Here is a 26,260-nt window from a genome sequence, read left to right on the forward strand (position 1 = left end):
GCCTGTGCGGGGCTCCCGGTGGTGGCGAGAGCGAGGCCGGCAGCGGTAGCTGCGCCTGCTCCGAGCAAACGTCTACGGCTGGTTGTACCGCTCATGAGGAGACCAGCTCCTTTCTGTGGAAAATCGCATAGGCGATCCGGAACAGAGCAAGGGCAAGAGCACCGAATGCGAAGACAGCGAGAACGACGATCGTGGGGTTCACCCATGCGGGCACGAGACTGATGTGCTCGTTGCATGCGTTGGCCAACGGGAAGTAGGACGTGCCGTCCGCTCCCGTGCGGTCACGCCATGCCTGGTCGTAGGTGGTGTGATGGGTGAGCTCGCAGGTTTCCCGAACGTCCAGCCCTCCTGCGAAGACGCCGAACCCCCATACCATGACCGCGAAGCCGCCGGCGATCACTGCGGCACCGACGAGCGCAATAGGCTGCTCGTGCCGGGATCTAACCCTGCGACGCAGCATCAGCAGCCCCGCCAGAATGGCCAGGCCGAGAGCTGCGAAGACGAGGAGGAACATTAGGACTCGGCACCAACCCTTGCTACGATCGCGTCGACAAACCCCTGGCAGAAGCTCTGGAGTTTATCAAACCCGCCAGGCAGGTTCGCCATCACTGTCGGAGACTGCGCCCCCGTTGCCAGGATCAGCGCGGTGCGCGCCAGATTGAACGTTTCGTTCTCCATCGTCAGAGCGTTGTACGCCTGGTCCCTGCAATCTGCTGCGGTGAAAAACCGCTTGTTGAAATACTGCGTGAACCGGGTGAGGTGGCCACCGCCATTGCCGTAGTGCTCCCGCACGAACTGGTTGATCGGAGTCCCGGCGGCGCAGGCGCGGGCAATCAGGTAGCCGTCAGCGTCTTCGAGCAGGTCTTTGAAGGAGAAAGAAGAGGACACACCCGGCTTGGCGAGCTTTGCATCGCAGTACGCCTTGCCGGATGCGTACTGCTGCTCGTCGTTGCGCCAGTTGGCGTAGAAGGTCATGAGGTCGCCGGCCCACCCGGCGATGTCCCCACTGTTCACGGACTTGGCATTCGTGGGTTGGGGGAAAAGTAGGTGGCCGTTGGCGGTGGCCAGCAAGTGCTCGGGGCCCATCTCGTAGCCCGAGCTGGGGTCGACGAAATCCTTCTTTACCGTGCGGCCCTTACTTTCGGCATAGGCAACCCAGTCCTTGTCGTAATTCCCGATCAGAATGCCCCAGTTCAAACCGCCGTACTCTTCGTGGCGGACGAACTCCATCACCAATTGGGATGCACTGCGGCTGGTGGAGTTGGAGGCCTTGTAGTCCTGCGCGGTGGCATACAGTTGGTCAATATAGGATATGAAGTCGGCCGCAGGGGAGGCAACGGTGGCCAGGGAAGACACGCCGGGGTCCCCGCCGTCGTTGCGCAGTCGCCACACGGTGTTGTCCAGGTCGATTTTCCCGCCCGCGCCGCCGATTTCGATGTCGGAGATCTCCTTGATCTGGTTCAGCGACCAGTTCGCCGGGAGAGGGAAGCCGAGGTTCCCGGAGAACCCCCAGGACATACCTGAGACGAATGAGTACCGCGCGTAGGTTTTGTTGGTGACGTTGATGCACACGTTCCTCGACCCGTACACGCCATGGACGTACTTCTTGCCACGATCCGCAAGGCCGGCGACCACGCCGTTGAAGTACTTCACGATGTAGGGGTCCATCTGGTCCTGAGTGGCATCGTAGTCCACCGCGAAGTAGATGACCGACCCACGTGGGATACCGAACGTCGTCGCCTTCTCATGCGCTATCAAAGCGTGCTGGAAACCGGTGGTGTACTTGTACTCGGTCACGTCCCGACCGTGGACCTGCATAATCGGGAAGAATTTCAGGCCGGCGTCGAGGATAACTTTGAGCTCGCCGGGCTTGATCTCCTTCTCGAAATCGGGATCCGGACTGTACAGGTACCGGCCGACGATCTGGTAGTCGTTGCTCTTGAGCCACGTGGCACGGTCGGCATTGATGACGAACCGAGTATCGGAGCCGAACACCTTACGGTCGGGATTTCCCATGGATACGAGCAGCTGACACCAAGTGTCGTAGTCACCCTTGCCGGAACCTGGTAGGTAGGAAAATTCCTGGAACAGCTTCACGTACCTGGTGATGGCCGCGTCGAAAGTGGAGGTGAAGGCGGTGCGCTCCGAATACTCCCCGACCGGCACCGGTTCATTGAATACGCACGCGGCGGTGAACAGTCGCACCATGATGCCGGTGGCGCCTTCGGCGAGCGTGTGGTTTTTCAAGGCGGCCTGGGTTCCGGGCCCGAAGTTTCCATTCGGTGACGCGATGCCCATCTCGTACTGGAGGGCAATCACCAAGGACTTCTGCACATCTCGCGAATACAGGCCATCGCACGGGCCAATTGAGTAGGCAGACTTTTCCCAGTACAGGCCGTTCAGCCATTGCTGAATTCCGCGGATCTTGTCAGTTCCGCCAGCGACCACAACGTAGGCGTCCATGGTGAGCAGGGCCTTGAACACCTTGGCTTGTACCAAGCGGTTCCAAGCCTCCTGCCCCTCTTGCCATATACCCATGTTCTTCTTCATCGCCTCAAGGGCGTCGGCGTTGAACGTGTTGCCCGCTTCACCCCAATAGCCCTTACAGAACAGGCCGTAGCGAACAATGTAGACAATGTTCCTATTCTGATTTTCTCCATCCGAGATGCCCTTGAGCGCCTCAAGCTTGCTCATCGTCGTCGCTCCGAAGGAGGCAACGACAGGGCTAATTCCCAGCTCGTGCTGTAGGCCCATGATGAACGAGTTCATGGTCGACCAGCCGGTCTGACCGTCTTCTGGGCATTTTACGTATCCCGAAACTCCGGCATAGGTGGCATTGACCCACTTCTGACCCTCCAGGACCTTCGCATCAGCCACGAGAACCCACCTCCCCTAACTTTGAGTGAAAATATGTTCGCTCGTCACCATGGTCGGCATGGTGAGCGGCTCGGCAGGCGACGGTGAAAGAATCTGTTCCATATCGCACAAAGCCTGGTCGGACTCGCTGGACAATGGTGACCACTGATAAAAGCAGATCCGCGCACAGAAAGCTGTCCGAATAAAAGGCTGTCCCGCAATCCCTGACGGGCGCACGAGGACAGCCACCGTCACGGCAGCCCTACCTTCGCAAGACTCCGATATCGCGATTCGAGCCAGTGGTGTTGGTGGTGTTGCGGGCGACATTGATGCCGAGCGCGTTACGAGTGGCCCGTATCTCCGTGTCGCCGAGTGTGACGACCTTCGTCTTCCCCAAGTAGCTGATGACCGGAGACGGTTCAGGCTCGGCGTCAGGCGTTGTCGACCTTGACGCCCTCAACTTGCATGGTCTCGATCGACGCGTGGCCCTTCGCCTCGGTCAGATCGGCCGCCGACGCAGCGGATGCAGGCATCGACGCGGCGAGCAGGGCGGCACGTATGCCCACAAAACGCACAAGAATCTTCACAGCGTCCCCCCGAAGTGACAGCTAGGCAGTCTCGGTGCACAGAGAGTATCGCATCGAACGCACATGCGGCAGGTGTGCGATCTTCATGATTACCGTCCGGCCGTGGGCCGAGGAGGGCAACGCGGCCTGCACCAGGGAGTAATTGAGCGTTCTCAGAGTGGCCGGAGACGGCCGGCGCTCTCGCGCTGATCTGCTCCGCCCTTCCCGGACATGAGCCCTCCGCCGAACTGAAAGCGCTCGGCAGGGGCGAGGAAGCGCTGGTCGAGACCTGGCTCGGTCCGGAGGCCGACGAGACGGCCCGCGAGGCGGTACGCCGGATGCAACGGCACGCCTTCGAGGTGCAATTGGCCGCCGCCGAGGAGTTCGAGCCGACGGAGGCCGAGATCGACGTGGCGGCGATTCGGGCTCCCTGCCTGGCCGTGTCGGGCGCGCACGACCTGGCGGACTTCCGGCGGATCGCCGCCCGGCTGCCGGATCTGCTCGCGCACGCCGGCCACGTGGAACTGCCCTGGGCAGGTCATCTGCCCGGCCTGGAGCGGCCATCGGCCCACACCGCCGCGAAAGCTGCACATCCCGGTCGAGAATATGGCTCGCTCGGCTCGGGAGGCGAGGGTGAACAAGACGTCGTCGCCGGCCCGGCTCAGCCGGTAGCAGCACGCCTCTCCGGCGTCGTCCCTGTCCGGGACAGCAAGGCCCCGCCGGACCGGTGCTTCTCCTCGCCCCCGCCGCCCGGAACGACTTCGTCGTCTTCGCCGCCCGGGGACCAGGTGCGGTCAGGGACCGGGCGACGGCCAGGTATCGCGGCGCGAAGCGCGGTACGCGAAAGCTGCGGGCCTGAGGCCGCCGGCCGCGCGACGTGGGGTCGCCGCCCGCCCCGCTTCCCTTCCACTCAGCAGAAGTCCCGCTTCCAGGCGGCTCCGGCCGTATTTACGGTGCGGTCGCGCCGCGTTTTCCGGCGGCGCGCACCCGCACTCCGTCCTGGAGGTCCATCGATGCGTCCCATCCGCCGTCGGTCCGGCACGACCTCGCCGTTACGGACCCGGTCCCGTGCCCTGTCCGTGCTGATCGCGCTGGTCACCACCGTCGCCGCCGCCCTGTTGACCGCCTCCGCCTCGACCGCGGCGACCACCTCGTCCGCCGTCACCGCCGGGGGCGCTTCCGTCCGAGCGGTCCCCGATCCGACGACCGCGTCCCTGGAGGCCACGAACGGGCCGCTGGCCACCGCCGCCTACACCGTGCCCAATCCGAGCGGGTACGGATCCGGCACGATCACCTACCCGACAGCCAGTGGCTCGTACCCCGGTATCGTGCTGATGCCGGGCTATCAGGGCACGCAGCAGAATCTCCAGTGGCTCGCGCCGCGCCTCGCCTCCTGGGGCTTCGTCGTCATCAACGTCGGCACCCTCACGCTCGGCGACGACCCCACGTCGCGCGGCCGGCAGATCAGCGCCGCCGGAACCCAGCTCCTCTCGTTCAGCGCCACCGTCGGCAACCCCGTTCACCAGAAGGTCAACGGCACGCTCGGCGCGGCCGGTCACTCGATGGGCGGCGGTGGGGTGATGGTGGCCCTGCGGGACGACGCCCGGTTCACGGCGGGGGTGCCCACGGCGCCGTACTTCCCGAACGGGAACTTCTCCGGGGTCACCGACCCGACCTTCTTCCTCACGTGCGCGAGTGACCCCGTCGCGCACGGCAACACGTACGCCCTGCCCTGGTACAACTCCATGTCCCGGGCCGAGAAGCTCTTCGTGGAGGTGCCCGGCGACCATCTCTGCCCGATGACCGGCTACGGCAACAAGGCCAAGCAGGGCAAGCTGATCGTGTCGTTCTTCAGCCGCTGGCTGTACGGCGACACCCGGTTCAGCCCGTTCCTGTGCGGCGCCCCACGGGAAGCCGACAAGAACAACCCCGCCCTGGTCACCCGCTGGCAGGACTCCTGTCCGTTCTGATCGGATCCGTCCGGTCCAGCCTTCGGTGCGCTCCCGCGGTGAACCGCGGGAGCGCTGCGGTGCGTCGGCTGCCGGCGCCTCGGCTCACGCGCCGTCCTGCCGCCGGAACAGCGCCAGGGAGATGGTCCGGGCCATCGCCACGACCGCGGGCGCGAAGCTGCTCCGTCCGGCCTCCGATGTCCGCAGGACGACCGACACGGCGGCCACGACCTCGCCCGACGCGTCCCGTACGGGGGCGGCCACCGACGCGGTGTGCCCCGGCCCCGGCCGCCGGTCGCTCGTGGCGAAGCCCGTCCGGTGCACCTCGGAGAGCAGCGGGCGCAGGCCGGCGGCCGGGGCGTGGCGGGCCAGATAGTGCTCCTGTACGGCCGCCCCCGCGTAGGCGAGGAGGACCAGGCCGTCGCCGGTGGCGTGGGCGGGGCTCCGGCCGCCGGCCGGTTCGAACGGGGGGCTGTCCCGGGCGGGGATCCGCTCGACGAGTACGACCTCCGTGCCGTCCAGCACCGCCAGCCGCACCTGCTGCCGCCCGGTCCTGTGGTGCAGTTCTCTGAGGAACGGCATCGCCACCTCGCGCAGTTCCAGCCGTCGCGGGGCGAGCCCCGCGACCGCCCACAGGTGCAGGCCGATCTCGTAGCGGCCGTTCCGGTTCCGTTCGAGCGCGCCCCAGGAGAGCAGTTCGCCGACCAGCCGGTGCGTGGTGGCCAGCGGCATCCCGGTCCGCCGGCTGATGTCCGAGAGGGTGAGTTGGCGGCGTTCCCCGGCGAACGCGTCGAGCACACTGAGAACCCGGCCGGTCACCGAACGGCGGACGGGCCCGTTCTCGGCTGATCCACTCCTCATCGCGGGCAACCTCCGCCGAATTGGCATGTATGTAACAAGAGGTTCACGTACGCGTGGGGACGGGACCACCCCTCGAAGGCAGATAAGAAACCGTCGTTTACGGATAGATACCCGCGTCGTCCGCGTCGCCCGAGGCCGGCGGCGGCCAGGGGTCGCCCCAGTCCGTGTCCCTCGCCGCTCGGTAGAGGGCGCCGTGGCGCTTGGTGACGGTTTCGCGGCGGAGGGCGTCGTCCGCCGTGCACAGTTCCAGGAGTACCTGGCCCTTGCGGATCTGCGGCCTGCGGGTCACGCGCGCCGGGGCCGGGTCCGGGGTGAAGCGGACCGCCGCGACGTAGCTGAACTTCTCGTCCTCGTACGGGAGTGAGCCGCCCTTCACCTGGCGGTGCAGGGACGATCTGCTGACCCGCGCCGAGAAGTGGCACCAGTCCGTGCCCGGGGTGATCGGGCAGGGGCGGTCGTGGGGGCAGGGGGCCGCGATGTGGAAGCCCGCGCCGATCAGGAGGTCGCGGGCCTCGATGACGCGCAGGTAGCCGTCCGGGGTGCCCGGTTCCACGATCACCACGGCCTGGGCGGCCCGTGCGGCCTCCACGACGAGCGCCGTGCGGTCCGGCGCGGTCAGTTCCTTCAGGACGTACGAGACCGTCACCAGATCGCTCCCGGCCAGCTTCAGGGCCTCCTCGATCCGGCCCCCGCGCCATTCGGCGGCGCGCAGCGCGGGGAGGCCCGAGGACTGGGCCAGTTCACGGCCGAGGGCGAGCGCCGGTTCGGCCCAGTCCAGGACCGTGGTGGCGCGCGGCGCGTCCGTGCCGTCGCCCCAGACCGCGTCCGCCGCCCACACCGCCGCCCCCGTACCGCCGCCCACGTCGAGATGGCTGCCCGGCGTCCAGCCGGGCGCCGCGTCCGCCAGGGCATCCAGCGCGGACCGTACGGCTTCGAAGGTGGCGGGCATCCGGTACGCGGCGTACGCGGCGACGTCGGAGCGGTCCCGGAGTACGGGCGCGTCCGTCGGGGTGGTGCCGCGGTAGTTGGCGATCAGCCGGTCGACGGCCTGCGTGGCCTGTTTGGGCGGCAGCCCGTCGAGCAGGCGGCCGAGCTGGGCGCGCAGGGTTTCCGCGGTGGAGAGCGTGGCGTTCACCGGCCGAATTTTAGTATCTCTCCCGGCAAGCTTCGCCCCGTCGCGCCGCCCAGCACGCACGCTCGCGGCGTTGGCCAAAAGCCCTGGTAGCTCCGCTACAAGGACTTCCAGCCGCCTTGCGATCGCACGCACCGGACGACGCTCCTTCGGGGCAGACATCGCCGGTCGCGACACTGGGCAACCGGGGCAAGCCACAGCACCCTCGCCCGTCACCCCGGAGCGAACGCCAAAGGCGTCATGGCCAGTTGCTACGCTGACGGCCTTGTCAGGCGGGGCGGGGGATCTCACGGGAGGACCACGGGGGCCATGGGGACCATGTGGCAGCGGATCCGGCTCAAAGCCTTCGGGCCCACGGGGACCTTCAGACCGATGCGGCGCATGCGGCCCTTCGGGGAGGTCCCGACCAGGCGGGAGCGGATCGTCCGCAGGGCCCTGGTGGGCGGGGTGATCGTGCTCGCGCTGCTGCTCCTGCTCGCCACCTGCGGCGGCCCCGCGACGAAGGCCGAGGGCGGCCAGGACGGCAAGGCCACGACCACCGGCACCAAGGCCAGGCTGCCTTCGGCGAGCGGTGCGCCCCGGATTCCGCAGCTCCCCGTGCCGGCCACGTACGACACGGCGCGCGGCTGGGACATCATCGACGGCTCCCCGAGCTACGCGGTCGCCGAGGACACCGGGCTCGTCGCCTATCTGGACAGGACCGACGACGACCGGTACCTGATCCGTACGGTCGACCCCGCGACCGGGAAGCCCGGCTGGAACGGTGAGCCCCGGCGCACCCTGTTCCCGCCCGACCGTTTCCCCCGGCTGCTCTCCGTGACGACCGGTGACAACCGGGAGTACTTCGTCACCTGGTCGTACGGGCGGATCGGCCGGAGTCCGGGGCAGCCCTCGGACGCCATCGTCTCCCTCGACATCTACAGCGCGACCGACGGATCCGCCCGCCGGATCGAGGTCCCCTGGGCCGACGCGCCGAAGGTCACCGCGTGGGGGCCCGGCGTACTGATCAGCGACTCCAAGGCCACCAGCGCCGTCGTCGACCCGGTGGCCGGTGACGTGGTCAGTGTTCCGCCGGGCGCGCTCGGCTACCCCAAGGGGTGCAAGGAGTGCCGCAAGCTGACTCAGGTGCGCGGGACGACCGACAAGGGTCTGCTCGTCAGCGGCGCCAAGGAGTTCTGGGTGCGCGGCGGCTGGTACAGCAGGAAGGTCGCGCCGAAGGACACGGACGCGGCGTCCGGGGTGCCGGCGTCGATGGCGGGCGGGTACGTCCTCGCCACCTGGCAGAAGAAGAAGGGCGCGAAGGACGTCCGTACGCACGAGGTGTGGGCGCTGCACGACGCGGCGACGGGCAAGGCGGTGCTCCAGGTCGGGTGCCGCAAGCCGGCGATCACCCCGGCGGACGAGCCGCAGCTCGTCACCTCGCCGCGGGGCGACTACCTGGTCGCCGGGCGGCTCGCCTTCGATCTGGAGGAGAAGCGCGCGTACTGCTTCGAGGAGGAGGACGGTACGCGCCCGCTGACACTGGCGACGGTCGCGGACGACGGCACGGCGTACGGGGCGCGCAGCGCCCGGAACGCGGCGGACGCGCTGGCGGGCGGGGGCAGCGCCCCGGTCACCGTGGATCTGACCACCGCGACGCCGGAGACGCTGGCCCTCAATGTCCGGCTGCCCGGCGCGGAGATCTCCGGGGTCGGTCTCTTCCGCTGGACGGACGGCAGGGACCGGTCCCATCTGACCGGGTACCCGCTCCGCGACAACTGGAGCTGACGGAACCGGCGGGCCGAAGGCCCTCAGGCCACGGGGCGGTCCATCGGTCGCCGGTGGCGCCACGGCCGTACGAGAGCGACGAACGCGGCCAGCGCGCCCACCGCGCACACCAGCTGGACGACGGCCATCGGTACGGCCGTCTCCTCGCCCGCGATCCCCACCAGCGGCGAGGCGATGGCCCCGATCAGGAACGACGCCGTGCCGATGAGCGCGGACGCCGAGCCCGCCGCGTGCGGGGCGCGCATCAGCGCGGAGGCGTTGGTGTTCGGCATCGCGAGACCCATCGCGGACATCAGCACGAACAGCCCCGCCGCGACCGGGAAGAGGCCCACGTCGCCGAAGACCCCCGAGGTCATCAGCAGCAGCGCCAGCGCGGCGCCCGCGATGACGAGCAGGCCGAAGCCGAGCACCCGGTCCAGGGAGACCCGGCCGACCAGGACCCTGCCGTTGATCTGGCCGACGGCGATCAGGCCGATGGAGTTGACGCCGAAGAGCAGGCTGAAGGTCTGCGGCGACGCGCCGTAGATCTCCTGCACGACGAACGGTGAGGCGGCGACGTACGCGAAGAGCGCGGCGAAGGCGAGACCGCCCGCGAGGGTGTAGCCGGTGAAGACCCGGTCGGCGAGCAGGCCGCGCATGGTGCGCAGCGCCTCGCCGACGCCGCCGCTGTGCCGGCGCTCCGGCGGCAGCGTCTCGTGCAGCCACTTCCAGACGACGAGGGTGAGGAGGACACCGACCACGGTGAGGACGACGAAGATGCCGCGCCAGTCCGTGAGGCGCAGCACCTGGCCGCCGATGACGGGGGCGATGATCGGGGCGACGCCGGAGATCAGCATCAGGGTGGAGAAGAAGCGGGCCATCTCCACGCCGTCGTACAGGTCGCGGACGACGGCGCGGGCGATCACGATGCCCGCCGCGCCCGCCAGGCCCTGGAGCAGCCGGAAGCCGATGAGGAGTTCCACGGTGGGGGCGAACGCGCAGATGGCCGTGGCGATGACGTAGACGACCATGCCGAACATGAGCGGCCTGCGCCGCCCGAACTTGTCGCTCATCGGGCCGACGACGATCTGGCCGAGCGCCATGCCGGCGAGGCAGGCGGTCAGCGTGAGCTGGGCGGTCGCGGCGACCGTGCCGAGGGAACGGGTGACCTCCGGCAGGGCCGGGAGGTACATGTCCATGGAGAGCGGGGGCAGTGCGGTGAGCCCGCCGAGGACGAGGGTGACCAGCAGTCCGGCGCGGCGCGCGGCGACCACGGCCGCGGGCACGGCCGCCGGGTCGGGGACGGGCGTGGGGGGCGGTACGGGGGCGGTGCTGACCTTGGGGGTGGAGCTGACGTCGGGGGCGGGTACCGAGCGGCGCTGCTCGGGTCGTATGTGTTCGGTGCTTCCTTCGGTGGTGCGGCCGCCGTCCGGCATCCATATCTCCATGTCGTTGAAATCCTTACCTATGCTCTCAGCTCAACCGGAGTGGTCGGGACCCATTAATCAGGCACCGAGCAGACATCGAGCAGGCAGCGAGTGAGGCGGCTATGACAGCAGGACAGATTCCGGACGACCGTGCCGTGCGCTGGGGCGTGCTGGCGACGGGTGGCATCGCGGAACGGTTCACCTCCGACGTACGGGAACTGCCGGGCGCCGAGGTCGTCGCGGTGGCCTCGCGGCGCGAGGCGTCGGCGAAGGAGTTCGCGGACCGGTTCGGGATCCCGCGCGCGTACGGCGACTGGGCGGCGCTCGTGGCCGACGAGGAGGTGGACGTCGTGTACGTGGCGACCCCGCACTCCGCGCACCGGGCCGCCGCCGGTCTGGCGCTGGCGGCGGGCAGGCCGGTGCTGTGCGAGAAGGCGTTCACGCTCAACGCCCGGGAGGCCGGGGAGCTGGTCGGCCTCGCCCGGGAGCGCGGCGTCTTCCTGATGGAGGCGATGTGGACGTACTGCAACCCGGTCGTCCTGCGGCTGGCCCAGCTGGTACGGGACGGGGCGATCGGCGAGATCCGTACCGTCCAGGCGGACTTCGGCCTCCAGGGCCCCTTCCCGGCCGGTCACCGGCTGCGGGACCACGCGCTCGGCGGGGGCGCCGTACTGGACCTGGGCGTGTACCCGGTCTCCTTCGCGCAGCTCCTGCTGGGTGAGCCCGACCGCGTACAGGCCGATGCCCTGCTCTCCCCCGAGGGCGTCGACCTGAACACCGGCATGCTGCTTGGCTGGGAGTCGGGGGCGACGGCGCTGCTGTCGTGCTCGATCACGGCGGGCACCCCGGCGACGGCCACGGTGACGGGGACGGCGGGGCGGATCGACGTGCCGGCCGGTTTCTTCCACGCGGACCGGTTCGTGCTGCGCCGGGACGGCGCGGAGCCCGAGGAGATCACGGCGGGGCCGGAGGCGACGCTGCACGGCCTGCAGTACGAGGCGGCCGAGGTGATGCGCTGCCTGCGGGCGGGCGAGACGGAGTCGCCGCTGGTGCCGCTGGACGGCACGCTCGCGGTGATGCGGACGCTCGACGCGGTACGGGAACGCATCGGCGTGCGCTACCCGGTGGACCGGGAGCTGTAGCGTCCCGGCGCGGGTACGCTCCGGGGCCATGGACGCCATGCGGGGCAGTGAGGACAGTACGGACTCTGCGAACGGTGGGGACGGTGCGGACGGTACGGATCAGGGGGACGGGCGGCGCGTCGCCGTCGTGACCGGGGCGGGCTCGGGCATCGGCCGGGCCGTCTCGGTGGCGCTGAGCGGCGCGGGCTGGTCGGTGGTGCTCGCGGGGCGGCGCGAGGCGGCGCTCGCGGAGACGGCCGAGGCGATGGGACCGGGCCCCGGTGGTGGTGCCGTGCTGTCCGTACGGACGGATGTGTCGCAGCCGGCGGACGTGGACGCGCTGTTCGCCGCGGTGGGCGAGCGGTACGGCCGGCTCGACCTGCTCTTCAACAACGCGGGCACCTTCGGCCCCGGCGGCGTCCCGGTGGAGGACCTGCCGTACTCGGCCTGGCGGAAGGTCGTGGACACCAATCTGACGGGGACGTTCCTCTGCGCGCAGGCCGCGTTCCGGCTGATGAGGGCGCAGGACCCGCAGGGCGGCCGGATCATCAACAACGGCTCGATCTCGGCACACGCGCCGCGCCCCGACTCGGTCGCGTACACCGCCACGAAGCACGGTATGACCGGCCTCACCAAGTCACTGTCGCTGGACGGCCGTCCGTACCGGATCGCCTGCGGGCAGATCGACATCGGCAACGCGGCGACCGACATGACGGAGCGGATGCGGCAGGGGGTGCCGCAGGCCAACGGGGAACTGGCGGTGGAGCCGGTCATGGACGTGGCGGATGTGGCGCGGACGGTGCTGCACATGGCGGAGCTGCCGCTGGAGGCGAACGTGCAGTTCGCGACGGTGCTGGCGACGGCGATGCCGTTCGTGGGCCGGGGCTGACGGCTCCCGCGGGGGCGCGGCGCGCGCCGGGGCCGGGGCCGCCGGGGCTCAGGAGCCGTGGGTGACGCGGATCTTGGACTGGCCGTGCGGCAGCTCCTCCCAGTCATCCATGAAGCGGGCCGACAGGCCGTGCTTCTCGGCCAGGGCGATGAGCGTCTCCGTACGGTAGTAGAAGTCCTCCCGCAGGACCTGGTGTTCCTCGCCCTCCGTACGGTCGAAGGTGAAGTCGAACCAGCCGCCGGGCGCCAGTACGCGGCCGACGTGGGCCAGGCACTCCTCGATGACCGGGAGCGGGGAGTGCGAGAAGACGCTGTGCGCGTGCACGACGTCGAACCAGGCGTCGGGCAGGAACGCCAGCTTCAGGTCACGGACCGGGGTCAGGGTGGGCAACCGGTCCTGGAGCCCCCGGTCGACCAGGGTGTCCTGGGCCGCGGCGAGGATGTCGGGCGAGATGTCGATGCCGTAGTAGTGCGCGGGCTCCAGATGGCTGATGAAGCGCCAGCCCGCCCGCAGATTGCCGCAGCCGATCTCCAGCATCCGGTGCTCGGGCCGCAGCCCGTGGCCGAGGAGATAGTCGAACTGCATGGTGCCGAGCGCCAGCCACCGCTCGTGTGTGGCGCTGCCCACCGCCGCGTGCGGGGCGACGCGTGTGTCGGAGCGCATCACGGCGCGGTAGTACGCGATGTGGTCCGGCCAGCGGTAACGCAGCCAGGTGTCCCTGGCCGCGCGGGCCAGGAAGCGCGGCGCCCTGCCGGGGTGGCGCAGGGCGTAGCCGACCCGGTGCCCGAGGGAGGCACGGTTGACGGTGAGATTCTTGGCGGGCATACGGATTCCTTTGACGGGCTCGTGCTGGTGCTCGTACTCGTGCTGGTGGTCGTACTGGTGCTGGTTCCAGCCTCGGTGCGGATGCGGGGGTCCGGTGTCGGTGGCGCGGCCCCGGTTCGGGGGCGGTGCGGGGGATGCCCGTGTCGGCCGATCGGTTGACGCGGGACGGCGGAGGAGGGGTTAGGACTGCTGGAGGAAGGAAGGGTGGTGCGGGGCGATGCGGAGGTTTCCGGTGGTACGGCAGGGTGAGCCGGGGGACGCGACGCGGGCGGACGCCGGCGTACGGTCCGACTCGGACGCGCGGGCGGACGGGGACGTACGGTCCGACTCTGACGCGTGGGCGGACGCGGCGCGCGCCGACGCCGACGCGCGGGCGGGCTGGGACGCGGGGGCCGGCGGTGACGTGGACCCCGACGCGCGGTGGCTCCGCGCCGTTCTGCACGCCGCGTTCTTCCTGCTGCTGGGCTCCTCGCTCCTCCGGCATGTGCTCCTGCACGGTGACGAGCCGCTGATCGGCTGGATCGTCGCCCTCTTCGTCGCCTTCGGGCTCCTCTACGCGCTCGGCCGGGCCCTGGCCCCCGCGCCCCGCCCCGGCGCCCGCCCCACCACCCGGTATCTGATCTGGCTGGGGGCGGTGCTGGCGGTCTGGATCGTCCTGCTCGTCCTCGCGCCCAGCTCCGCCTGGTGTGCCATGCCGCTCTTCTTCGCCGGCCTGCACACCCTGCCCACCGGGCCGGCGGTGGCGCTGGCGTCCGTGCTGACGGCGCTGGTCGTCGCCTCCAAACTGCGTTTCACGGAGGGGGAGTTCGACCCCAACGTGCTGATCGTCCCGCCTGCCGTCGCCGCCGTCGGCACCGCCGTCCTGATCGCTCTCCAGCGCCAGGCGGCCCGGCAGCGCGTCCTGATCGAGGACCTGGTCCGTACCCGCCGCGACCTGGCCGCCACCGAACGGCGGGCCGGGATCCTGGCGGAGCGGCAGCGGCTGTCCGCGGAGATCCACGACACCCTCGCGCAGGGCCTGTCCAGCCAGCAGATGATGCTCCAGGCCGCCGACCGCCTCTGGCACGCGGACCCCGACGCGGCCCGCGGACATGTGCGGGAGGCGGCCGGTATCGGGGCCCGCGGGCTCACCGAGGCCCGCCGGTTCGTCCATGACCTGGCCCCCGCCGATCTCGCGGAGCGCACCCTCGTCCAGGCGCTGGGCGCGCTCGCCGACCGCGAGAGCGGCCCTGGCCTGGCCGTGGTCCTGCGGGTCGACGGCGCCCCCGGCCCGCTGCCCGAGCGGACCGAGGCGGCGCTGCTGCGCATCGCGCAGGGCGCGCTGGCCAATGTGCGCGAGCACGCCGGGGCGACGCGGGCCGCGCTGACGCTGACCTGGCTGGGCGACCAGATCTCCCTGGACGTCGCCGACAACGGGGCCGGCTTCGACGCGGACGCCGTGCCCGCCCCCGGCACGGGGTCGGGGCGCGGGCACGGGCTGCCGGCCATGCGGGTCAGGGCGTACGGTTCGGGCGGCACGCTCACGGTCGAGTCCGAGCCGGGCGGCGGCACCGTCGTGACCGTGGCCCTCCCCCTCGCCGTCCCCGACATCCTCGAAGAGGTCGCCCCATGAGCCCGTCCGATCACACCTCGCCCATCCGGTTGCTGCTGTGCGACGACCACGCCGTGGTGCGGGCCGGGCTGCGCGCGCTGCTGTCCAGCACCGAGGGCATCGAGGTGGTCGGCGAGGCGGGCAGCGGCGAGGAGGCCCTCGCCACGGCCGCCCGGGTCCGGCCCGACGTGGTGCTGATGGACCTCCAGCTCGGCGGCGGCATGGACGGCGTGACCGCCACGCGCCACCTGGTCTCGGGCACCGCGTACGGCACGGAGGCCACGCCGCGCGTCCTGGTGCTCACCATGTTCGACACCGATGCCGACATCACCCGGGCCATCGAGGCCGGCGCCACCGGCTATCTGCTCAAGGCGGAGCAGCCGGACGAACTGTTCGCCGCGATCCGGGACGCGGCGTCCGGGCGTACGGCGCTGTCGGCGCCCGTCGCCCACCGGGTGCTGGCCCAGATGCGCAGCCCGCGCCCCGCGCTCTCGGAGCGGGAGCGTGACATCCTCCAGCAGTTGGCGCGCGGGCTGGGCAACCGGGACATCGCGCGCGCCCTGTTCATCAGCGAGGCCACGGTGAAGACCCATCTCGGGCGGATCTACGGGAAGTTGGGCGTGGACACCCGGGCGGGGGCGGTGGCCGTCGCCAACGAGCGGCGCCTGCTGTCCTGAAGCGGGACCGCCGGACCGGCTCCCCGCCCGGGCCCGGGTCCCCCGGCCCGCCCTACGCGGCGAGGAGCGCGGCGATCTCCTTCATCTCGCCCTCGCCGAGCGGCCCGTACCGCAGCGCCCCGGCGTTCTCCTCGGCCTGGGCGACCGAGCGGATGCCCGGGATCGGCACGGTGTGCGGGCTGCGGGCCCAGAGCCAGGCGAGCGCTCCCTGGGCCAGGGTGCGGCCGCCGGAGGTGAGGAGGTCGCGTACGGCGGCGACCCGGGCCGCCTGTTCCGGGACCGGCAGCCCGCCCTCCCCGAACCAGCGCAGCCACGCCGGCGGTACGGTGCGGATGTCCCCGGAGCCGCGTGTCCAGCCGGTCCCCGGGTCGGCCCCGGCGCCGGGGTCCCGTGCGAGCAGGCCCATCGCGAGCGGGCTGCGCACCACGCTCGCGAGCCCGTGTTCCGCGCACAGCTCCAGCATCTCCGGCGCGTCCTGGAGCACGTTGCACGTGTGCTGGACGGCCGCGCAGTGCTCACCGCTCGCGAACACCGCCGCGCGCTCCGGGTCGTCGGTGCTCCACGCGTAGGTGCGGATCAGTCCCTCCCGTACGAACTCCTCGCAGGTTTCGCGGAGTTCGGCGGCGGCGTCGAGGGGCGCTTCGGAGAGGTGGAGCTGGTAGAGGTCCACGTACTCGGTGCCGAGGCGGCGCAGCGAGGCGGTGAGCGCCCGCCGGGCGTGGCCGGGGGTGGCGTCCTGGCCGTCGGCGACGCGGGACGTCCCGTCGAAGAGGTTGCCCCATTTGGTGGCGAGGACGACCTCGTCGCGGTGGCCGCGCAGCGCCCGGCCGAGGATGTTCTCGCTGTGGCCCGTCCCGTACACGTCGGCCGTGTCGAAGAACGTGATCCCGAGGTCGAGCGCCCGCCGGATCGCCGCGACGGACTCGTCGTCGTCGACAGCGCCCCAGCCGAGCGGGTCACCGTCGGGCCTCCGCCATTCACCGCCGATCGCCCAGCACCCGAAACCGAGTGCGCCGACGCCGATCCCGCTGTTTCCCAGGGTCCTGCCCTGCATCTCAACCATGGTCGGCACTCTAGGAGTTGGAGCGCACGCGAAGGCAAGGACATCAGCACGACCCAATCGTCAACTTCGGGTTGACGATGATGGATCGTCAACCTAAGGTTGACGACATGGAGAATCCCGAAGGTTCCGCCCGGAAGCCCGTCCAGATCACCAGCCCCGTCCGCCTCGACGACCTGATCGAAGGCATCAAGAAGGTCCACTCCGACACGCTCGACCAGCTCTCCAGCGCGGTCGTGGCCGCCGATCACCTCGGCGAGGTGGCCGACCACCTCATCGGCCACTTCGTGGACCAGGCCCGGCGCTCCGGCGCCTCCTGGACCGACATCGGCCGCAGCATGGGCGTCACCAAGCAGGCCGCCCAGAAGCGCTTCGTACCGAAGACCCCCGGCGAGCCGTCCACCCTCGACCCGAACGACGGGTTCGGCCGGTTCACCCCGGGTGCGAAGAGCGCCGTGGTGGGGTCGCAGAACGAGGCGCACGCCGCCGGGAACGACGAGATCGGTACGGCCCACCTCGCGCTCGGACTGATCAGCCTGCCGGACACCCTCGCCGCGCGGGCGATCGTCGCCCAGGGCGTGCTGCTGGACACCGTCCGGCAGACGGCGACGGCGGCGCTGCCGCCCCGGGCGGAGACGATGCCCGCGCTGGTGCCGTTCGACACGGGGGCGAAGAAGGTGCTGGAGCTGACCTTCCGCGAGGCCCTGCGGCTCGGCCACAACTTCGTGGGGACCGAGCACATCCTGCTGGCGCTGCTGGAGTTCGAGGACGGTACGGGAGTGCTCCACGAGGCGGGCGTCGACAAGACCGCCTCGGAGACCGAGATCACCAAGGCACTGGCCGCGATCACCGCGGCCACCGCCCGGCAGGCCGACACCGAGGCGTAGGAGGAAGAGCGGCCTCCCCGGAGGGTGCCGTCCCGTCGTCGTAACTTTCCCGACGCGGGGCGGCAACCTTTCCCGTACCGGCGGCGACCAGAGAGCACAGGGGCCCCAACCCCCCACCCCCTCTGGAGGATTCCGTGCGGTTCAGACCCCCACCCCCGGGCAGTCCCCGCCCGCGCGACCGCGGCTGGAAGCTGCTGGGCGTGCTCGCTCCGGCCGGCGCGGTCGTCGCCGCCCTCATGTCCCCCGTGGCGGCGCCCGCGCAGGCCGCGGACGCCCCGCCGTCCGCCCGACTCGCCGCCGCCGCACGCATGGAGCGGCTGGACCGCGGCCTGGTGAGCGTGCACACCGGCAACGACAACCTGGTGAGCTGGCGCTGGCTGGCCACCGACGCCGACAACGTCACGTTCAACCTGTACCGCGGCTCCCTCAAGGTCAACACCGACCCGATCACCACCACGAACTACCTGCACAAGGACGCGCCCAACTCGGCGGACTACACCGTGCGGGCCGTCGTGAACGGTACGGAGCAGACCGCCTCGCCCAGCGCGATCCAGTTCCGGGCGGGCTATCTCGACGTACCGATCTCGGTGCCGCCGGGCGGCTCCGACTACACCTACGAGGCCAACGACGCCTCCGTCGGTGACCTCGACGGCGACGGCGACCTCGACATCGTCCTGAAGTGGCAGCCCACCAACGCCAAGGACAACTCGCAGTCCGGTGTCACCGGCAACACGATCGTCGACGGCTACACACTCCAGGGCCAGCGGCTGTGGCGCGTCGACCTCGGCCGCAACATCCGCTCCGGCGCGCACTACACACAGTTCCAGGTCTTCGACTACGACGGCGACGGCAAGGCCGAGGTCGCCATGAAGACCGCCGACGGCACCGTCGACGGCACGGGCAAGGCCATCGGCACGGCGTCCGCCGACCACCGCAACCCCTCCGGCTACGTACTGGCCGGACCCGAGTACCTGACCGTGTTCAACGGCCAGACCGGCGCGGCGCGTTCGACGGTCGACTACGTGCCGCCGCGCGGCACCGTCTCCTCGTGGGGCGACGCGTACGGCAACCGCGTGGACCGCTTCCTGGCCGGCACCGCCTACCTGGACGGGGCCACCCCCTCCCTGATCATGGCGCGCGGCTACTACACCCGTACCGTGATCAGCGCCTGGAGCTTCACCGGCGGGCAGCTCACCCGCAGGTGGACCTTCGACACCAACAGCTCCACCAACACCGGCAAGGGGTACGACGGGCAGGGCAACCACGCCCTGACCATCGGTGACGTGGACGGCGACGGCCGGGACGAGATCGTCTACGGCTCGATGGCCGTCGACGACAACGGCTCGGGGCTGTGGACGAACAAGAACGGCCACGGCGACGCCGCCCACCTCGGCGACCTCGACCCGTCCCGCCCGGGGCTGGAGTACTTCAAGGTGGACGAGGACTCCTCGAAGCCCTCGTCCTACTTCGCGGACGCCAGGACCGGACAGGTCCTGTGGTCGACCCCGGCCTCCGGTGACAACGGCCGCGGTGTGTCGGGCGACATCTGGGCCGGCAGCCCCGGCGCCGAATCGTGGTCGGCGGCCGACGGCTCGCTGCGCGGCACCACCGGCGCGGCCCTGGGCCGCAAGCCGTCCTCGTCCAACTTCCTGGCCTGGTGGGACGGCGACCCGGTGCGCGAACTCGTCGACGCCACACGCGTCGACAAGTACGGCACGTCCGGCGACACCCGGCTGCTGACCGCCTCCGGTGTGCACTCCAACAACGGTACGAAGGCGACCCCCTCGCTCTCCGGCGACATCCTCGGCGACTGGCGCGAGGAAGTCATCTGGCCCACCACCGACAACACGGCGCTGCGCGTCTACTCCACACCGCACCTGACCGACCGCAAGATCACCACACTGCTCCACGACCGGATGTACCGGACGGCGCTGGCCTGGCAGAACACGGCGTACAACCAGCCGCCGCACCCCAGCTTCTTCATCGGCAACAACATGCCGACGCCGCCCCGCCCGGTCATCACCACCCCGTGACCCTTCTCCCCCGTAACTCCCTCCCCCGCTCAAGGGACCCGAAGAACACAAGGAGCCGTCCCCGTATGACTGACCAGCGGCACGTCAAGCAACTCGGCATCAGGAAGCGCCGGATGATCGCAGGCGGCCTCGGCGCCGTCGCCCTCACCGTCGGCGCGCTGACCTCCGGCCTCACCCTGCCGGCCGCGATGGCCGCCACCTGGCCGTCGGCCAACGGCAGCGAGGCCGTGGGCGCCACCAAGCCGATCAGCGGCACCGTCGACGGTGGCATGAAGCGCTACTACGGCACCGGCGACCTCGGCACCGGCGGCCAGGACGAGAACCAGGAGCCGCTGTTCAAGCTCGCCGACGGCGCGACCCTGAAGAACGTCATCATCGGCTCGCCCGCCTCCGACGGCATCCACTGCTCCGGGAGCTGCACGCTCCAGAACGTCTGGTGGGAGGACGTCGGCGAGGACGCGGCGACCTTCCGGGGCACCGGCAAGACGTTCAACGTCGTCGGCGGCGGCGCGCGCAAGGCCGAGGACAAGATCTTCCAGTTCAACGGCGGCGGCACGCTGAACATCTCCAACTTCGCCGGGCAGGACTTCAAGACGTTCGTGCGCTCCTGCGGAAACTGCTCCTCCCAGTACAAGCGCACGATCAACGTCACCAACACGGAGATCACCGCGCCCGGCGGGGTCATCGGCGGGATCAACACCAACTACGGTGACTCGCTGACCCTGCGCTCCATCACCGTCGTCGGGGACAGCGGCAAGAAGATCGTGCCGTGCCAGAAGTACATCGGCAACAGCACCGGTGCCGAGCCGACGAAGAACGGCACGGGCCCGGACAGCACGTACTGCAAGTACGCCGCCTCGGACCTCACCTACAAGTAGCCGGGAGGGCGGCCCCTCAGGGGCCGTAGACGTCTTCTCCGGTGCTGGTTCCGGTCCCCGTACCGTCACCGGTGCCGGAGGAGGCGTAACCGTCGCCCTCCTCGACCGAGCCGCCGAGCTTGCTCCTGGCTGCCTCGACGTGCCGCTTCTCGTTCGTGCCGATCGCCCAGCGCGTGCCGATCAGATAGGCGCCGCCGTACATCTGGGCGTAGTCGACCCACTCGCGCTTGCCCTGGTCGGTGGTGAAGCTGATGAGCGTGTAGGCGGTCTCGCCCTTCTTGCAGACCCCTTGGCGGTAGTCCTCCACCGTCATCCTGATCTGGGCCTCGCAGCCGACGGCGGCGGCGAGTTGTTCCACCGTGGCGGGCCGGGGGGACGGCGGTACGGACGGGGCGGGCCGCTTCTGGTCCTGGTCCTGGTCGGCGGCGCCGCCCCCGCATCCGGCGAGCAGCAGCACCCCCGCGGCGACCAGCCCCGCCACCACCGGACGGGGCCCCGGGCGCGACGGGTGCGGCGGGTGCGGCCTGTGCGGCCTGCGCCGCCGGTGCGGAAGAGGGCGTATCACGCCCACGGGTACGTACGCGGCGGCCCGTGCGTTCAGCCGCGGTGCGTCGCGCCCTCGTCGGGCCTCCGGGGCACGTTGTTGAGATACGTGAGGACGGCCTGCACGCGCCGGTGCCCGCTGTCGCTCGGCGGCAGTCCCAGCTTCAGGAACACATTGCCGATGTGTTTGGACACGGACCGCTCCGTGACGACCAGGGTGGCGGCCATGGTCGTGTTGTCGTGGCCCTCGGCCATCAGCTTGAGGACCTCGCGCTCGCGCGGCGTCAGCGAGTCGAGGGGCGAGTCCCGGCGGCGGGTGAGGAGTTCGGTCACCACCTCGGGGTCGAGCGCCGTGCCGCCGGCCGCCACCCGCTCCAGCGCGTCGAGGAACTCGTCCACCCGGCCCACCCGGTCCTTGAGCAGATAGCCCACGCCCCGCGCCCCGCCGCCCAGCAGCTCGGCGGCGTACGACTCCTCGACGTACTGCGAGAGGACGAGCACCGGCAGCCCGGGGATCTCCTTGCGCGCCGCGAGCGCCGCGCGCAGTCCCTCGTCACGGAAGTTCGGCGGCATCCGGACATCGAGCACGGCGATGTCCGGGCGGTGCGCGAGCAGCGCCGGCACCACCTCGGGTCCGCTGCCCGCCACGGCCACGACCTCGTGCCCGGCGGAGGAGAGCAGCAGGACGAGCCCTTCCCGCAACAGGGCATGGTCCTCGGCGATCACCACACGCACGGCAACTCCACTTCGATCAGGGTCGGGCCCCCGACGGGGCTCGTCACAGCAACGGTTCCATCCAGCGCGGCGACCCGGCGCCGCAGTCCCAGCAGCCCCGACCCGCCCGGCTCCGGACCGGAACCGGACGCGGGGCCGGTGCCGGGCGCGAGGCGCGCGAGGGCGCGCTCGGCGCCGCCCCTGCCCTCGTCGCGCACCCGCACCCGCAGCCCCGTCGCCGTACGGTCGAGCCGGACCTCGGCCCGGTCGGAGCCGCTGTGCCGGGCGGCGTTGGTCAGGGCCTCCGCGACGACGAAGTAGGCGGCGGCCTCGACCGCCGCCGGGGCGCGGGCCCCGTCGCGACCGCTGCCCCCGTCGTGCCCGTCGTGCCCGTCGTTTCCGTCCGCCAGGCCGGTCACCGTGACGGTCACGTCGAGGCCGCTGCTCGCGGCGAGCGCCCGTACGGCCCCGGCGAGACCGCGGTCGGTGAGGATCGGCGGGTGGATGCCGCGTACGACGTGCCGCAGCTCCGTCAGCGCCTCCTCGGCCTGGTCCTGCGCGTCGTCCAGGAGCTTGCGGGCGGCCACCGGGTCGCCGTCGTACATCCGCTTCGCGAGGCCGATCCGCATGGAGAGCGACACCAGCCTGGCCTGGGTGCCGTCGTGCAGGTCCCGTTCGATACGGCGCAGCTCGGCGCCGTGCGCGGCGATCGCGCCCGCCCGGGTCTCGGTCAGCGCCTCGACGCGCTCGGCGAGCCGCGCCTTCGGCGAGGGCTTGAGCAGGGCCGTCGACCAGGTGGCGTCGAGATCCGCGAGCCGGCTGATCAGCGGCAGGACGACCGCCTTCCGGCCCAGCAGCCCGCATCCCACGCCGTCGACGGCCAGACCCGCCACCCAGAGCGGGACCGCCAGGCAGATGAGGCACCCGTACACGTAGTGGGCGACCATCCAGCGCAGGTCGGCGTAGGTGCCGGGGTCGCGGGTCACCGTCCGCAGGCGCGCCCGGAGCGCTCCGGTGACGGGGAGGTACGCCTCGGGGATCTCCCGGCCCGTCCACCCGGCCACCTGGCGCCGCTTGGCCCCGGCCATCCGCCGTACCAGCAGCACCGTCTCGGGCAGTATCCCGGCGCCGACCAGCAGGAGGGTGACGGCGGCCGTGAACAGCAGCACGCAGATGAAGAGGTACGAGCCGAAGGCCAGCGCCATGGCCCTGGCGAGCTGGACCGTGGCCCGCGCCGCCTGCCGCACCGTCGTCCGCATGGGTCTCATCTCAGTGGCCTAGCCAGTAGCCGAAGCCCTTGCGGGTGTGGATCAGCGGCGGGTCCTCCTGGTTGACCTTACGGCGCAGACGGGAGACCAGCTTCTCGATGGCGTTGTCGGCGCGGTCCTCACCCCAGACGTGGCGGCGGATCTGTTCCTTCGAGAGGACCTGTTCCGCGTGGACGAGGAGGTGGCGCAGCAGCCGGTACTCGGCGGGGGTGAGGTCGAGGGTGCGCCGGCCGCGCCGGGCCCGGCAGGTGGCGTCGTCCAGGGTGAGGTCGCCGTAGCGCGGCGTCCCCGGCCGCCGGCCCTCGGCGCCGCGGGTGCGCAGCAGTGTCTCGGCCCTGGCCAGGACCTCGGCGATGCGGAACGGTTTGGTGACGTAGTCGGCGGCGCCCGTGCCGACCCCGGGGGCCAGGGAGTCGAGGTTGTCCAGGGCGGCGAGGAAGAGCAGGGGCGGGCGGTCGGCGGCGGGGATGCTGGGGTAGCCGCTGCTGTGGACCAGGTCGCGCATGGTCAGGTCGACGACGACGAGGTCGGCGGGGTGTTCCCCGAGCCGTGACAGTGCCTCCTGGCCGGAGCCGGCCGTTCCGGTGCGGAAGCCCGCGAGTTCCATGGTGGTGGAGAGGAGTTCGACCGTTCCGGAGTCGTCGCCGACGATGAGGACGCGTCGGCCGGCCCCGCGGGTCGTCGACGGTTCCTCACTGACATTCCCGTACATGGACCGACCGTTCGTCCAGGGCCCGTGGGCCGCCGTCTCGTGGACCATCGTTCTCCGCCGCCATGGGTACGTCCCCGGCGTTCAGGCGGTGGGCGGGGCCCCGGCGTCGTCCTCCTCGGCGGCGCTGCTGAGGAAGTCGTCGACCATCCGGTTGAAGAGGGTGGCGAGCTGGTGCAGTTCCTCGGGCGACCACTCCCCCAGGGCCATCTCCATGCCCCGGCGGCTCGCGTCGCGGATCCGGCCGATCGCGTCCCGGCCGACCGGGGTGAGCTGGACGCGCTGGGCCCGGCGGTCGTCCGGGTCAGGGACGCGGGTCACGTAACCGGTCTTCTGCAACTGCTGCACCTGGCGGGTGATGTGCGACGCCTCGACACCGAGCCGTACGGCCAGCTCGCCGGGGCGCAGGGCGTCGGAGTCGGCCATCGCCCGCAGGAGGGCGACGGCGGCGCGGTCCAGCGAGACGCCGGCCAGCGCCATGAGGCGCTCGTGCTGGCGGACCCGGTTGGTCAGGTACGAGATGTGGGTGAGGGCGCGCTCGATCTCGATGATGTCGGCCGAGACGGGGACGGCGGTGCGCGGCGGTGTGGGCATGTGCCCCACTTTATCATCTGCTTGCTTGACTCAAGTAAGTCAAATATGCTTGCCTGACTCAACCAAGCGGGCGCCCACCGTACCGCGCGCCCGCCCAGGACCACCCGACTCTATCGGCAGGAAGAAAGCGGGCACCCCCATGAGCACCACTGGCCTTCAGGGACGCAGTGTCGTCGTCACCGGAGCGGGATCGGGGATCGGCCGCGCCACGGCCCTCCACTTCGCCCGGGAGGGCGCACGGGTCCTGGTCGCGGACCTGGACCGGAAGGGCGCCGACGAGACCGTCGAGGCGATAGGGGCCGAGGGCGGGACGGCTCGCGCCGTCGTCGGCGACCTCAGCGACCAGCGAGTGGCTGACCAGGTCGTCGCCACGGCCGTGGAGAGCTTCGGCGGGCTGGACGTCCTGGTGAACAACGCCGGTGTCATGGACCGCATGTCGGCGCTCGGCGAGACCGAAGACGCCGAGTGGGAGCGGGTGATCGGGGTCAACCTGACGGCGCCGTTCATCCTGACCCGTGCCGCCCTGCCGCACCTGCTGGCCACGGGCAGGGGCGCGATCGTCTTCAGCGCGTCCGAGGCCGCTCTGCGCGGCAGCGCCGCCGGAGCCGCGTACACCGCCTCCAAGCACGGCGTCGTCGGGCTGACGAAGTCCCTCGCCGTGATGTACCGGTCCCGGGGCATCCGCACCAACGCCATCGCGCCCGGCGGCACCGCGACGCAGATCCGGGTCGACGCCCGGCCCGACGCCGAGGGGCCGGCCGCCCTCGCCCCGTACCTCGGTCTCGCGGGCAAGGTGGCCGAGGCCGAGGAGCAGGCCGCGGCGATCGTCTTCCTCGCCTCGGACGCGGCGAGCAACATCAACGGGGCCGTCCTGCCCGTGGACAACGGCTGGTCCGCCGTCTGATCTCCCGTCCGGTCCCCCGCTCCCCGACACGTGCCCCCGGGGAAGCGCGAGGGGCGGAGACGTTCGGTCCGAACGTCTCCGCCCCGGCTCACCCGGTCCCGGTCACCCGCCCCGGCTCACTCCGTCCCGGTCACCCGCCCCGGCCCGTCACGCGCCCCGGCTCACTCGCTCTCCGTCACGGCGATCGCGGCGGCCGGGCAGACGGTGGCGGCTTCCCGGACCGTCGGCCACAGCTCCGCGGCCGGCCGGGGTTCGAGCAGGACCACGACGCCGTCGTCGTCCCGCTGGTCGAACACCGCGGGCTCCAGCAGCACACACGTACCGGCGCCGCAGCACTTGTCCTCGTCGACGGTTACCTTCACGGTCGTTCCTCCCTCGCCTACGGGCGGTGCGTGGTGGGCGCGAGCCACATGCCGACGAGCGCGTCGACCAGGCCCGTGGCCGCGTCGTGCCAGCAGGAGCGGACCGTGCCCGCCCCCTCGGCCAGCGCCCGTTCACGCTCCGCGCACATGTGGACCATCAGATGCCGTGCCATCAGCCCGCGCTCCGCGTGCACCTCGGCGGGCAGGTCGGGCAGGGCGCGGTTGAAGCCCTCCACGATGCCCTGGAGCGCCGGGGACGTCAGCGACTCGTCGATCATGGTGGCGCGCAGCGCGGGGTCGGTCATCGCCTGGGCGCAGAACCGCGCGTACCAGGTGGGGCTGCCCAGCGCCTCCAGGTGCTCCGTCAGCGGATAGACCATGCAGGTCACCCAGGTCCGGACGTCGGTGGAGTCGCCCGCGTCGGCCAGCCGCTCCTCCCTGATCCGTTCGATCTGCGCGGCGTGCTTGCGGGCGATCGCCCGCACCAGGTCGGCCTTCGTACCGAAGTGGTAGCCGACCGCGGCGTTGTTGCCCTGGCCCGCGGCCTCGCTGACCTGCCGGTTGGAGACCGCGTACACCCCGCGCTCGGCGAACAGCTGCTCCGCCGTGGTCAGGATCGACTCCCGTGTCGCGCTGACCTGTTCGGCCCGCACCGTCCTGCCTGCCAT

26 protein-coding genes are annotated in these 26,260 nt (G+C 70.9%); 10 read left to right on the top strand and 16 right to left on the bottom strand.

Annotated features, from left to right (window positions below):
* Positions 1–91: 91 nt before the first annotated feature.
* From ACFXPL_RS07985 to ACFXPL_RS08000, 4 genes are all read right to left on the bottom strand, one after another.
* On the bottom strand, positions 92–514 hold the full coding sequence (locus ACFXPL_RS07985) for a hypothetical protein (protein WP_384914278.1): 423 nt from the start codon (positions 512–514) through the stop codon (positions 92–94).
* Positions 514–2,877 carry a glycoside hydrolase domain-containing protein gene (locus ACFXPL_RS07990; protein WP_384914281.1) on the bottom strand — a complete coding sequence of 788 codons (2,364 nt, stop codon included), beginning with the start codon at positions 2,875–2,877 and terminating at the stop codon, positions 514–516. The genes ACFXPL_RS07985 and ACFXPL_RS07990 overlap by 1 nt, the downstream gene beginning before the upstream one ends.
* A 410-nt stretch (positions 2,878–3,287) precedes the next feature.
* A complete protein-coding gene (locus ACFXPL_RS07995; RefSeq protein WP_384914283.1) occupies positions 3,288–3,443 on the bottom strand; it encodes a hypothetical protein in 156 nt (51 codons plus the stop codon).
* Between the two features lie 152 nt (positions 3,444–3,595).
* Positions 3,596–3,931: a hypothetical protein gene (locus tag ACFXPL_RS08000; RefSeq protein ID WP_384914286.1), complete on the bottom strand. Its 336-nt coding sequence runs from the start codon at positions 3,929–3,931 to the stop codon at positions 3,596–3,598.
* 504 nt (positions 3,932–4,435) lie between these two features.
* Between ACFXPL_RS08000 and ACFXPL_RS08005 the strand changes: the two genes are divergently transcribed.
* A complete protein-coding gene (locus tag ACFXPL_RS08005; protein ID WP_384914289.1) occupies positions 4,436–5,392 on the top strand; it encodes a triacylglycerol lipase in 957 nt (318 codons plus the stop codon).
* 84 nt (positions 5,393–5,476) lie between these two features.
* Here the strand turns inward: ACFXPL_RS08005 and ACFXPL_RS08010 are convergent, their stop codons facing one another.
* Positions 5,477–6,232: an IclR family transcriptional regulator gene (locus ACFXPL_RS08010; protein WP_384914293.1), complete on the bottom strand. Its 756-nt coding sequence runs from the start codon at positions 6,230–6,232 to the stop codon at positions 5,477–5,479.
* Between the two features lie 97 nt (positions 6,233–6,329).
* A complete protein-coding gene (locus ACFXPL_RS08015; protein ID WP_384914296.1) occupies positions 6,330–7,367 on the bottom strand; it encodes a small ribosomal subunit Rsm22 family protein in 1,038 nt (345 codons plus the stop codon).
* Positions 7,368–7,745: 378 nt separating this feature from the next.
* Here ACFXPL_RS08015 and ACFXPL_RS08020 point away from each other — a divergent pair, with 378 nt between their 5' ends.
* A complete protein-coding gene (locus ACFXPL_RS08020) occupies positions 7,746–9,131 on the top strand; it encodes a hypothetical protein (protein ID WP_384914609.1) in 1,386 nt (461 codons plus the stop codon).
* 23 nt (positions 9,132–9,154) lie between these two features.
* Here the strand turns inward: ACFXPL_RS08020 and ACFXPL_RS08025 are convergent, their stop codons facing one another.
* Entirely contained in the window at positions 9,155–10,546 is a 1,392-nt protein-coding gene (locus tag ACFXPL_RS08025) for a multidrug effflux MFS transporter (RefSeq protein WP_384914612.1), read from the bottom strand.
* Positions 10,547–10,659: 113 nt separating this feature from the next.
* Here ACFXPL_RS08025 and ACFXPL_RS08030 point away from each other — a divergent pair, with 113 nt between their 5' ends.
* A complete protein-coding gene (locus tag ACFXPL_RS08030) occupies positions 10,660–11,679 on the top strand; it encodes a Gfo/Idh/MocA family protein (RefSeq protein WP_384914299.1) in 1,020 nt (339 codons plus the stop codon).
* Positions 11,680–11,707: 28 nt separating this feature from the next.
* Positions 11,708–12,547, top strand: coding sequence for an SDR family oxidoreductase (locus ACFXPL_RS08035; protein ID WP_384914303.1), 840 nt, complete (start codon positions 11,708–11,710; stop codon positions 12,545–12,547).
* A 48-nt stretch (positions 12,548–12,595) separates the two neighbouring features.
* Here the strand turns inward: ACFXPL_RS08035 and ACFXPL_RS08040 are convergent, their stop codons facing one another.
* The gene (locus tag ACFXPL_RS08040; RefSeq protein WP_384914306.1) at positions 12,596–13,372 is read right to left on the bottom strand and encodes a class I SAM-dependent methyltransferase; all 777 of its coding nucleotides are present in this window, start codon (positions 13,370–13,372) and stop codon (positions 12,596–12,598) included.
* 217 nt (positions 13,373–13,589) lie between these two features.
* Here ACFXPL_RS08040 and ACFXPL_RS08045 point away from each other — a divergent pair, with 217 nt between their 5' ends.
* Positions 13,590–14,984, top strand: coding sequence for a sensor histidine kinase (locus tag ACFXPL_RS08045; RefSeq protein ID WP_384914310.1), 1,395 nt, complete (start codon positions 13,590–13,592; stop codon positions 14,982–14,984).
* Positions 14,981–15,640 carry a response regulator gene (locus ACFXPL_RS08050; RefSeq protein ID WP_384914313.1) on the top strand — a complete coding sequence of 220 codons (660 nt, stop codon included), beginning with the start codon at positions 14,981–14,983 and terminating at the stop codon, positions 15,638–15,640. Before ACFXPL_RS08045 ends, ACFXPL_RS08050 begins: the two co-directional genes overlap by 4 nt.
* 52 nt (positions 15,641–15,692) lie before the next feature.
* Here the strand turns inward: ACFXPL_RS08050 and ACFXPL_RS08055 are convergent, their stop codons facing one another.
* Entirely contained in the window at positions 15,693–16,703 is a 1,011-nt protein-coding gene (locus ACFXPL_RS08055) for an aldo/keto reductase (RefSeq protein WP_384914316.1), read from the bottom strand.
* Between the two features lie 107 nt (positions 16,704–16,810).
* On the opposite strand from ACFXPL_RS08055, the gene ACFXPL_RS08060 reads away from it, so the two are divergent.
* The 3 genes from ACFXPL_RS08060 (at position 16,811) to ACFXPL_RS08070 (ending at position 20,498) form a co-directional block, all read left to right on the top strand.
* Positions 16,811–17,587, top strand: a complete 777-nt coding sequence (locus ACFXPL_RS08060) for a Clp protease N-terminal domain-containing protein (protein WP_384914319.1) — start codon at positions 16,811–16,813, stop codon at positions 17,585–17,587.
* A 134-nt stretch (positions 17,588–17,721) separates the two neighbouring features.
* On the top strand, positions 17,722–19,620 hold the full coding sequence (locus ACFXPL_RS08065; RefSeq protein WP_384914322.1) for a rhamnogalacturonan lyase: 1,899 nt from the start codon (positions 17,722–17,724) through the stop codon (positions 19,618–19,620).
* 65 nt (positions 19,621–19,685) lie between these two features.
* Positions 19,686–20,498: a pectate lyase gene (locus ACFXPL_RS08070; RefSeq protein ID WP_384914325.1), complete on the top strand. Its 813-nt coding sequence runs from the start codon at positions 19,686–19,688 to the stop codon at positions 20,496–20,498.
* A gap of 16 nt (positions 20,499–20,514) precedes the next feature.
* On the opposite strand, the gene ACFXPL_RS08075 is transcribed toward ACFXPL_RS08070, so the two are convergent.
* The 5 genes from ACFXPL_RS08075 to ACFXPL_RS08095 form a co-directional block, all read right to left on the bottom strand.
* Entirely contained in the window at positions 20,515–20,979 is a 465-nt protein-coding gene (locus tag ACFXPL_RS08075) for a hypothetical protein (RefSeq protein ID WP_384914329.1), read from the bottom strand.
* Between the two features lie 116 nt (positions 20,980–21,095).
* Positions 21,096–21,776: a response regulator gene (locus ACFXPL_RS08080; RefSeq protein WP_384914332.1), complete on the bottom strand. Its 681-nt coding sequence runs from the start codon at positions 21,774–21,776 to the stop codon at positions 21,096–21,098.
* Positions 21,764–23,014: a histidine kinase gene (locus tag ACFXPL_RS08085; RefSeq protein WP_384914336.1), complete on the bottom strand. Its 1,251-nt coding sequence runs from the start codon at positions 23,012–23,014 to the stop codon at positions 21,764–21,766. Before ACFXPL_RS08085 ends, ACFXPL_RS08080 begins: the two co-directional genes overlap by 13 nt.
* 10 nt (positions 23,015–23,024) lie before the next feature.
* A complete protein-coding gene (locus ACFXPL_RS08090) occupies positions 23,025–23,735 on the bottom strand; it encodes a response regulator transcription factor (protein ID WP_384914339.1) in 711 nt (236 codons plus the stop codon).
* Positions 23,736–23,816: 81 nt separating this feature from the next.
* The gene (locus tag ACFXPL_RS08095; protein WP_384914342.1) at positions 23,817–24,326 is read right to left on the bottom strand and encodes a MarR family winged helix-turn-helix transcriptional regulator; all 510 of its coding nucleotides are present in this window, start codon (positions 24,324–24,326) and stop codon (positions 23,817–23,819) included.
* 139 nt (positions 24,327–24,465) lie between these two features.
* Here ACFXPL_RS08095 and ACFXPL_RS08100 point away from each other — a divergent pair, with 139 nt between their 5' ends.
* Positions 24,466–25,230, top strand: coding sequence for an SDR family NAD(P)-dependent oxidoreductase (locus ACFXPL_RS08100; protein WP_384914345.1), 765 nt, complete (start codon positions 24,466–24,468; stop codon positions 25,228–25,230).
* Between the two features lie 161 nt (positions 25,231–25,391).
* Here the strand turns inward: ACFXPL_RS08100 and ACFXPL_RS08105 are convergent, their stop codons facing one another.
* Positions 25,392–25,592, bottom strand: coding sequence for a ferredoxin (locus ACFXPL_RS08105; protein ID WP_384914349.1), 201 nt, complete (start codon positions 25,590–25,592; stop codon positions 25,392–25,394).
* Between the two features lie 17 nt (positions 25,593–25,609).
* Complete coding sequence (locus ACFXPL_RS08110) at positions 25,610–26,260, bottom strand: TetR/AcrR family transcriptional regulator (RefSeq protein ID WP_384914352.1); 651 nt, start codon at positions 26,258–26,260, stop codon at positions 25,610–25,612.

Origin of the sequence: Streptomyces sp. NPDC059092 (assembly GCF_042756365.1) — a bacterium.
Lineage (GTDB): Bacteria > Actinomycetota > Actinomycetes > Streptomycetales > Streptomycetaceae > Streptomyces.

What these genes read in the sequence shown, in the direction of transcription:
- ACFXPL_RS08035 (WP_384914303.1), top strand. Translation starts at nt 11,708, where the DNA reads ATGGACGCCATGCGGGGCAGTGAGGACAGTACGGACTCTGCGAACGGT.
- ACFXPL_RS08045 (WP_384914310.1), top strand. Translation starts at nt 13,590, where the DNA reads ATGCGGAGGTTTCCGGTGGTACGGCAGGGTGAGCCGGGGGACGCGACG.
- ACFXPL_RS08040 (WP_384914306.1), bottom strand. Translation starts at nt 13,372, where the DNA reads ATGCCCGCCAAGAATCTCACCGTCAACCGTGCCTCCCTCGGGCACCGG.
- ACFXPL_RS07985 (WP_384914278.1), bottom strand. Translation starts at nt 514, where the DNA reads ATGTTCCTCCTCGTCTTCGCAGCTCTCGGCCTGGCCATTCTGGCGGGG.
- ACFXPL_RS08025 (WP_384914612.1), bottom strand. Translation starts at nt 10,546, where the DNA reads ATGCCGGACGGCGGCCGCACCACCGAAGGAAGCACCGAACACATACGA.
- ACFXPL_RS08005 (WP_384914289.1), top strand. Translation starts at nt 4,436, where the DNA reads ATGCGTCCCATCCGCCGTCGGTCCGGCACGACCTCGCCGTTACGGACC.
- ACFXPL_RS08100 (WP_384914345.1), top strand. Translation starts at nt 24,466, where the DNA reads ATGAGCACCACTGGCCTTCAGGGACGCAGTGTCGTCGTCACCGGAGCG.
- ACFXPL_RS08110 (WP_384914352.1), bottom strand. Translation starts at nt 26,260, where the DNA reads ATGGCAGGCAGGACGGTGCGGGCCGAACAGGTCAGCGCGACACGGGAG.
- ACFXPL_RS08020 (WP_384914609.1), top strand. Translation starts at nt 7,746, where the DNA reads ATGCGGCCCTTCGGGGAGGTCCCGACCAGGCGGGAGCGGATCGTCCGC.
- ACFXPL_RS08055 (WP_384914316.1), bottom strand. Translation starts at nt 16,703, where the DNA reads ATGGTTGAGATGCAGGGCAGGACCCTGGGAAACAGCGGGATCGGCGTC.
- ACFXPL_RS08030 (WP_384914299.1), top strand. Translation starts at nt 10,660, where the DNA reads ATGACAGCAGGACAGATTCCGGACGACCGTGCCGTGCGCTGGGGCGTG.
- ACFXPL_RS08070 (WP_384914325.1), top strand. Translation starts at nt 19,686, where the DNA reads ATGACTGACCAGCGGCACGTCAAGCAACTCGGCATCAGGAAGCGCCGG.
- ACFXPL_RS08090 (WP_384914339.1), bottom strand. Translation starts at nt 23,735, where the DNA reads ATGTACGGGAATGTCAGTGAGGAACCGTCGACGACCCGCGGGGCCGGC.
- ACFXPL_RS08095 (WP_384914342.1), bottom strand. Translation starts at nt 24,326, where the DNA reads ATGCCCACACCGCCGCGCACCGCCGTCCCCGTCTCGGCCGACATCATC.
- ACFXPL_RS08060 (WP_384914319.1), top strand. Translation starts at nt 16,811, where the DNA reads ATGGAGAATCCCGAAGGTTCCGCCCGGAAGCCCGTCCAGATCACCAGC.
- ACFXPL_RS08050 (WP_384914313.1), top strand. Translation starts at nt 14,981, where the DNA reads ATGAGCCCGTCCGATCACACCTCGCCCATCCGGTTGCTGCTGTGCGAC.
- ACFXPL_RS08010 (WP_384914293.1), bottom strand. Translation starts at nt 6,232, where the DNA reads ATGAGGAGTGGATCAGCCGAGAACGGGCCCGTCCGCCGTTCGGTGACC.
- ACFXPL_RS08085 (WP_384914336.1), bottom strand. Translation starts at nt 23,014, where the DNA reads ATGCGGACGACGGTGCGGCAGGCGGCGCGGGCCACGGTCCAGCTCGCC.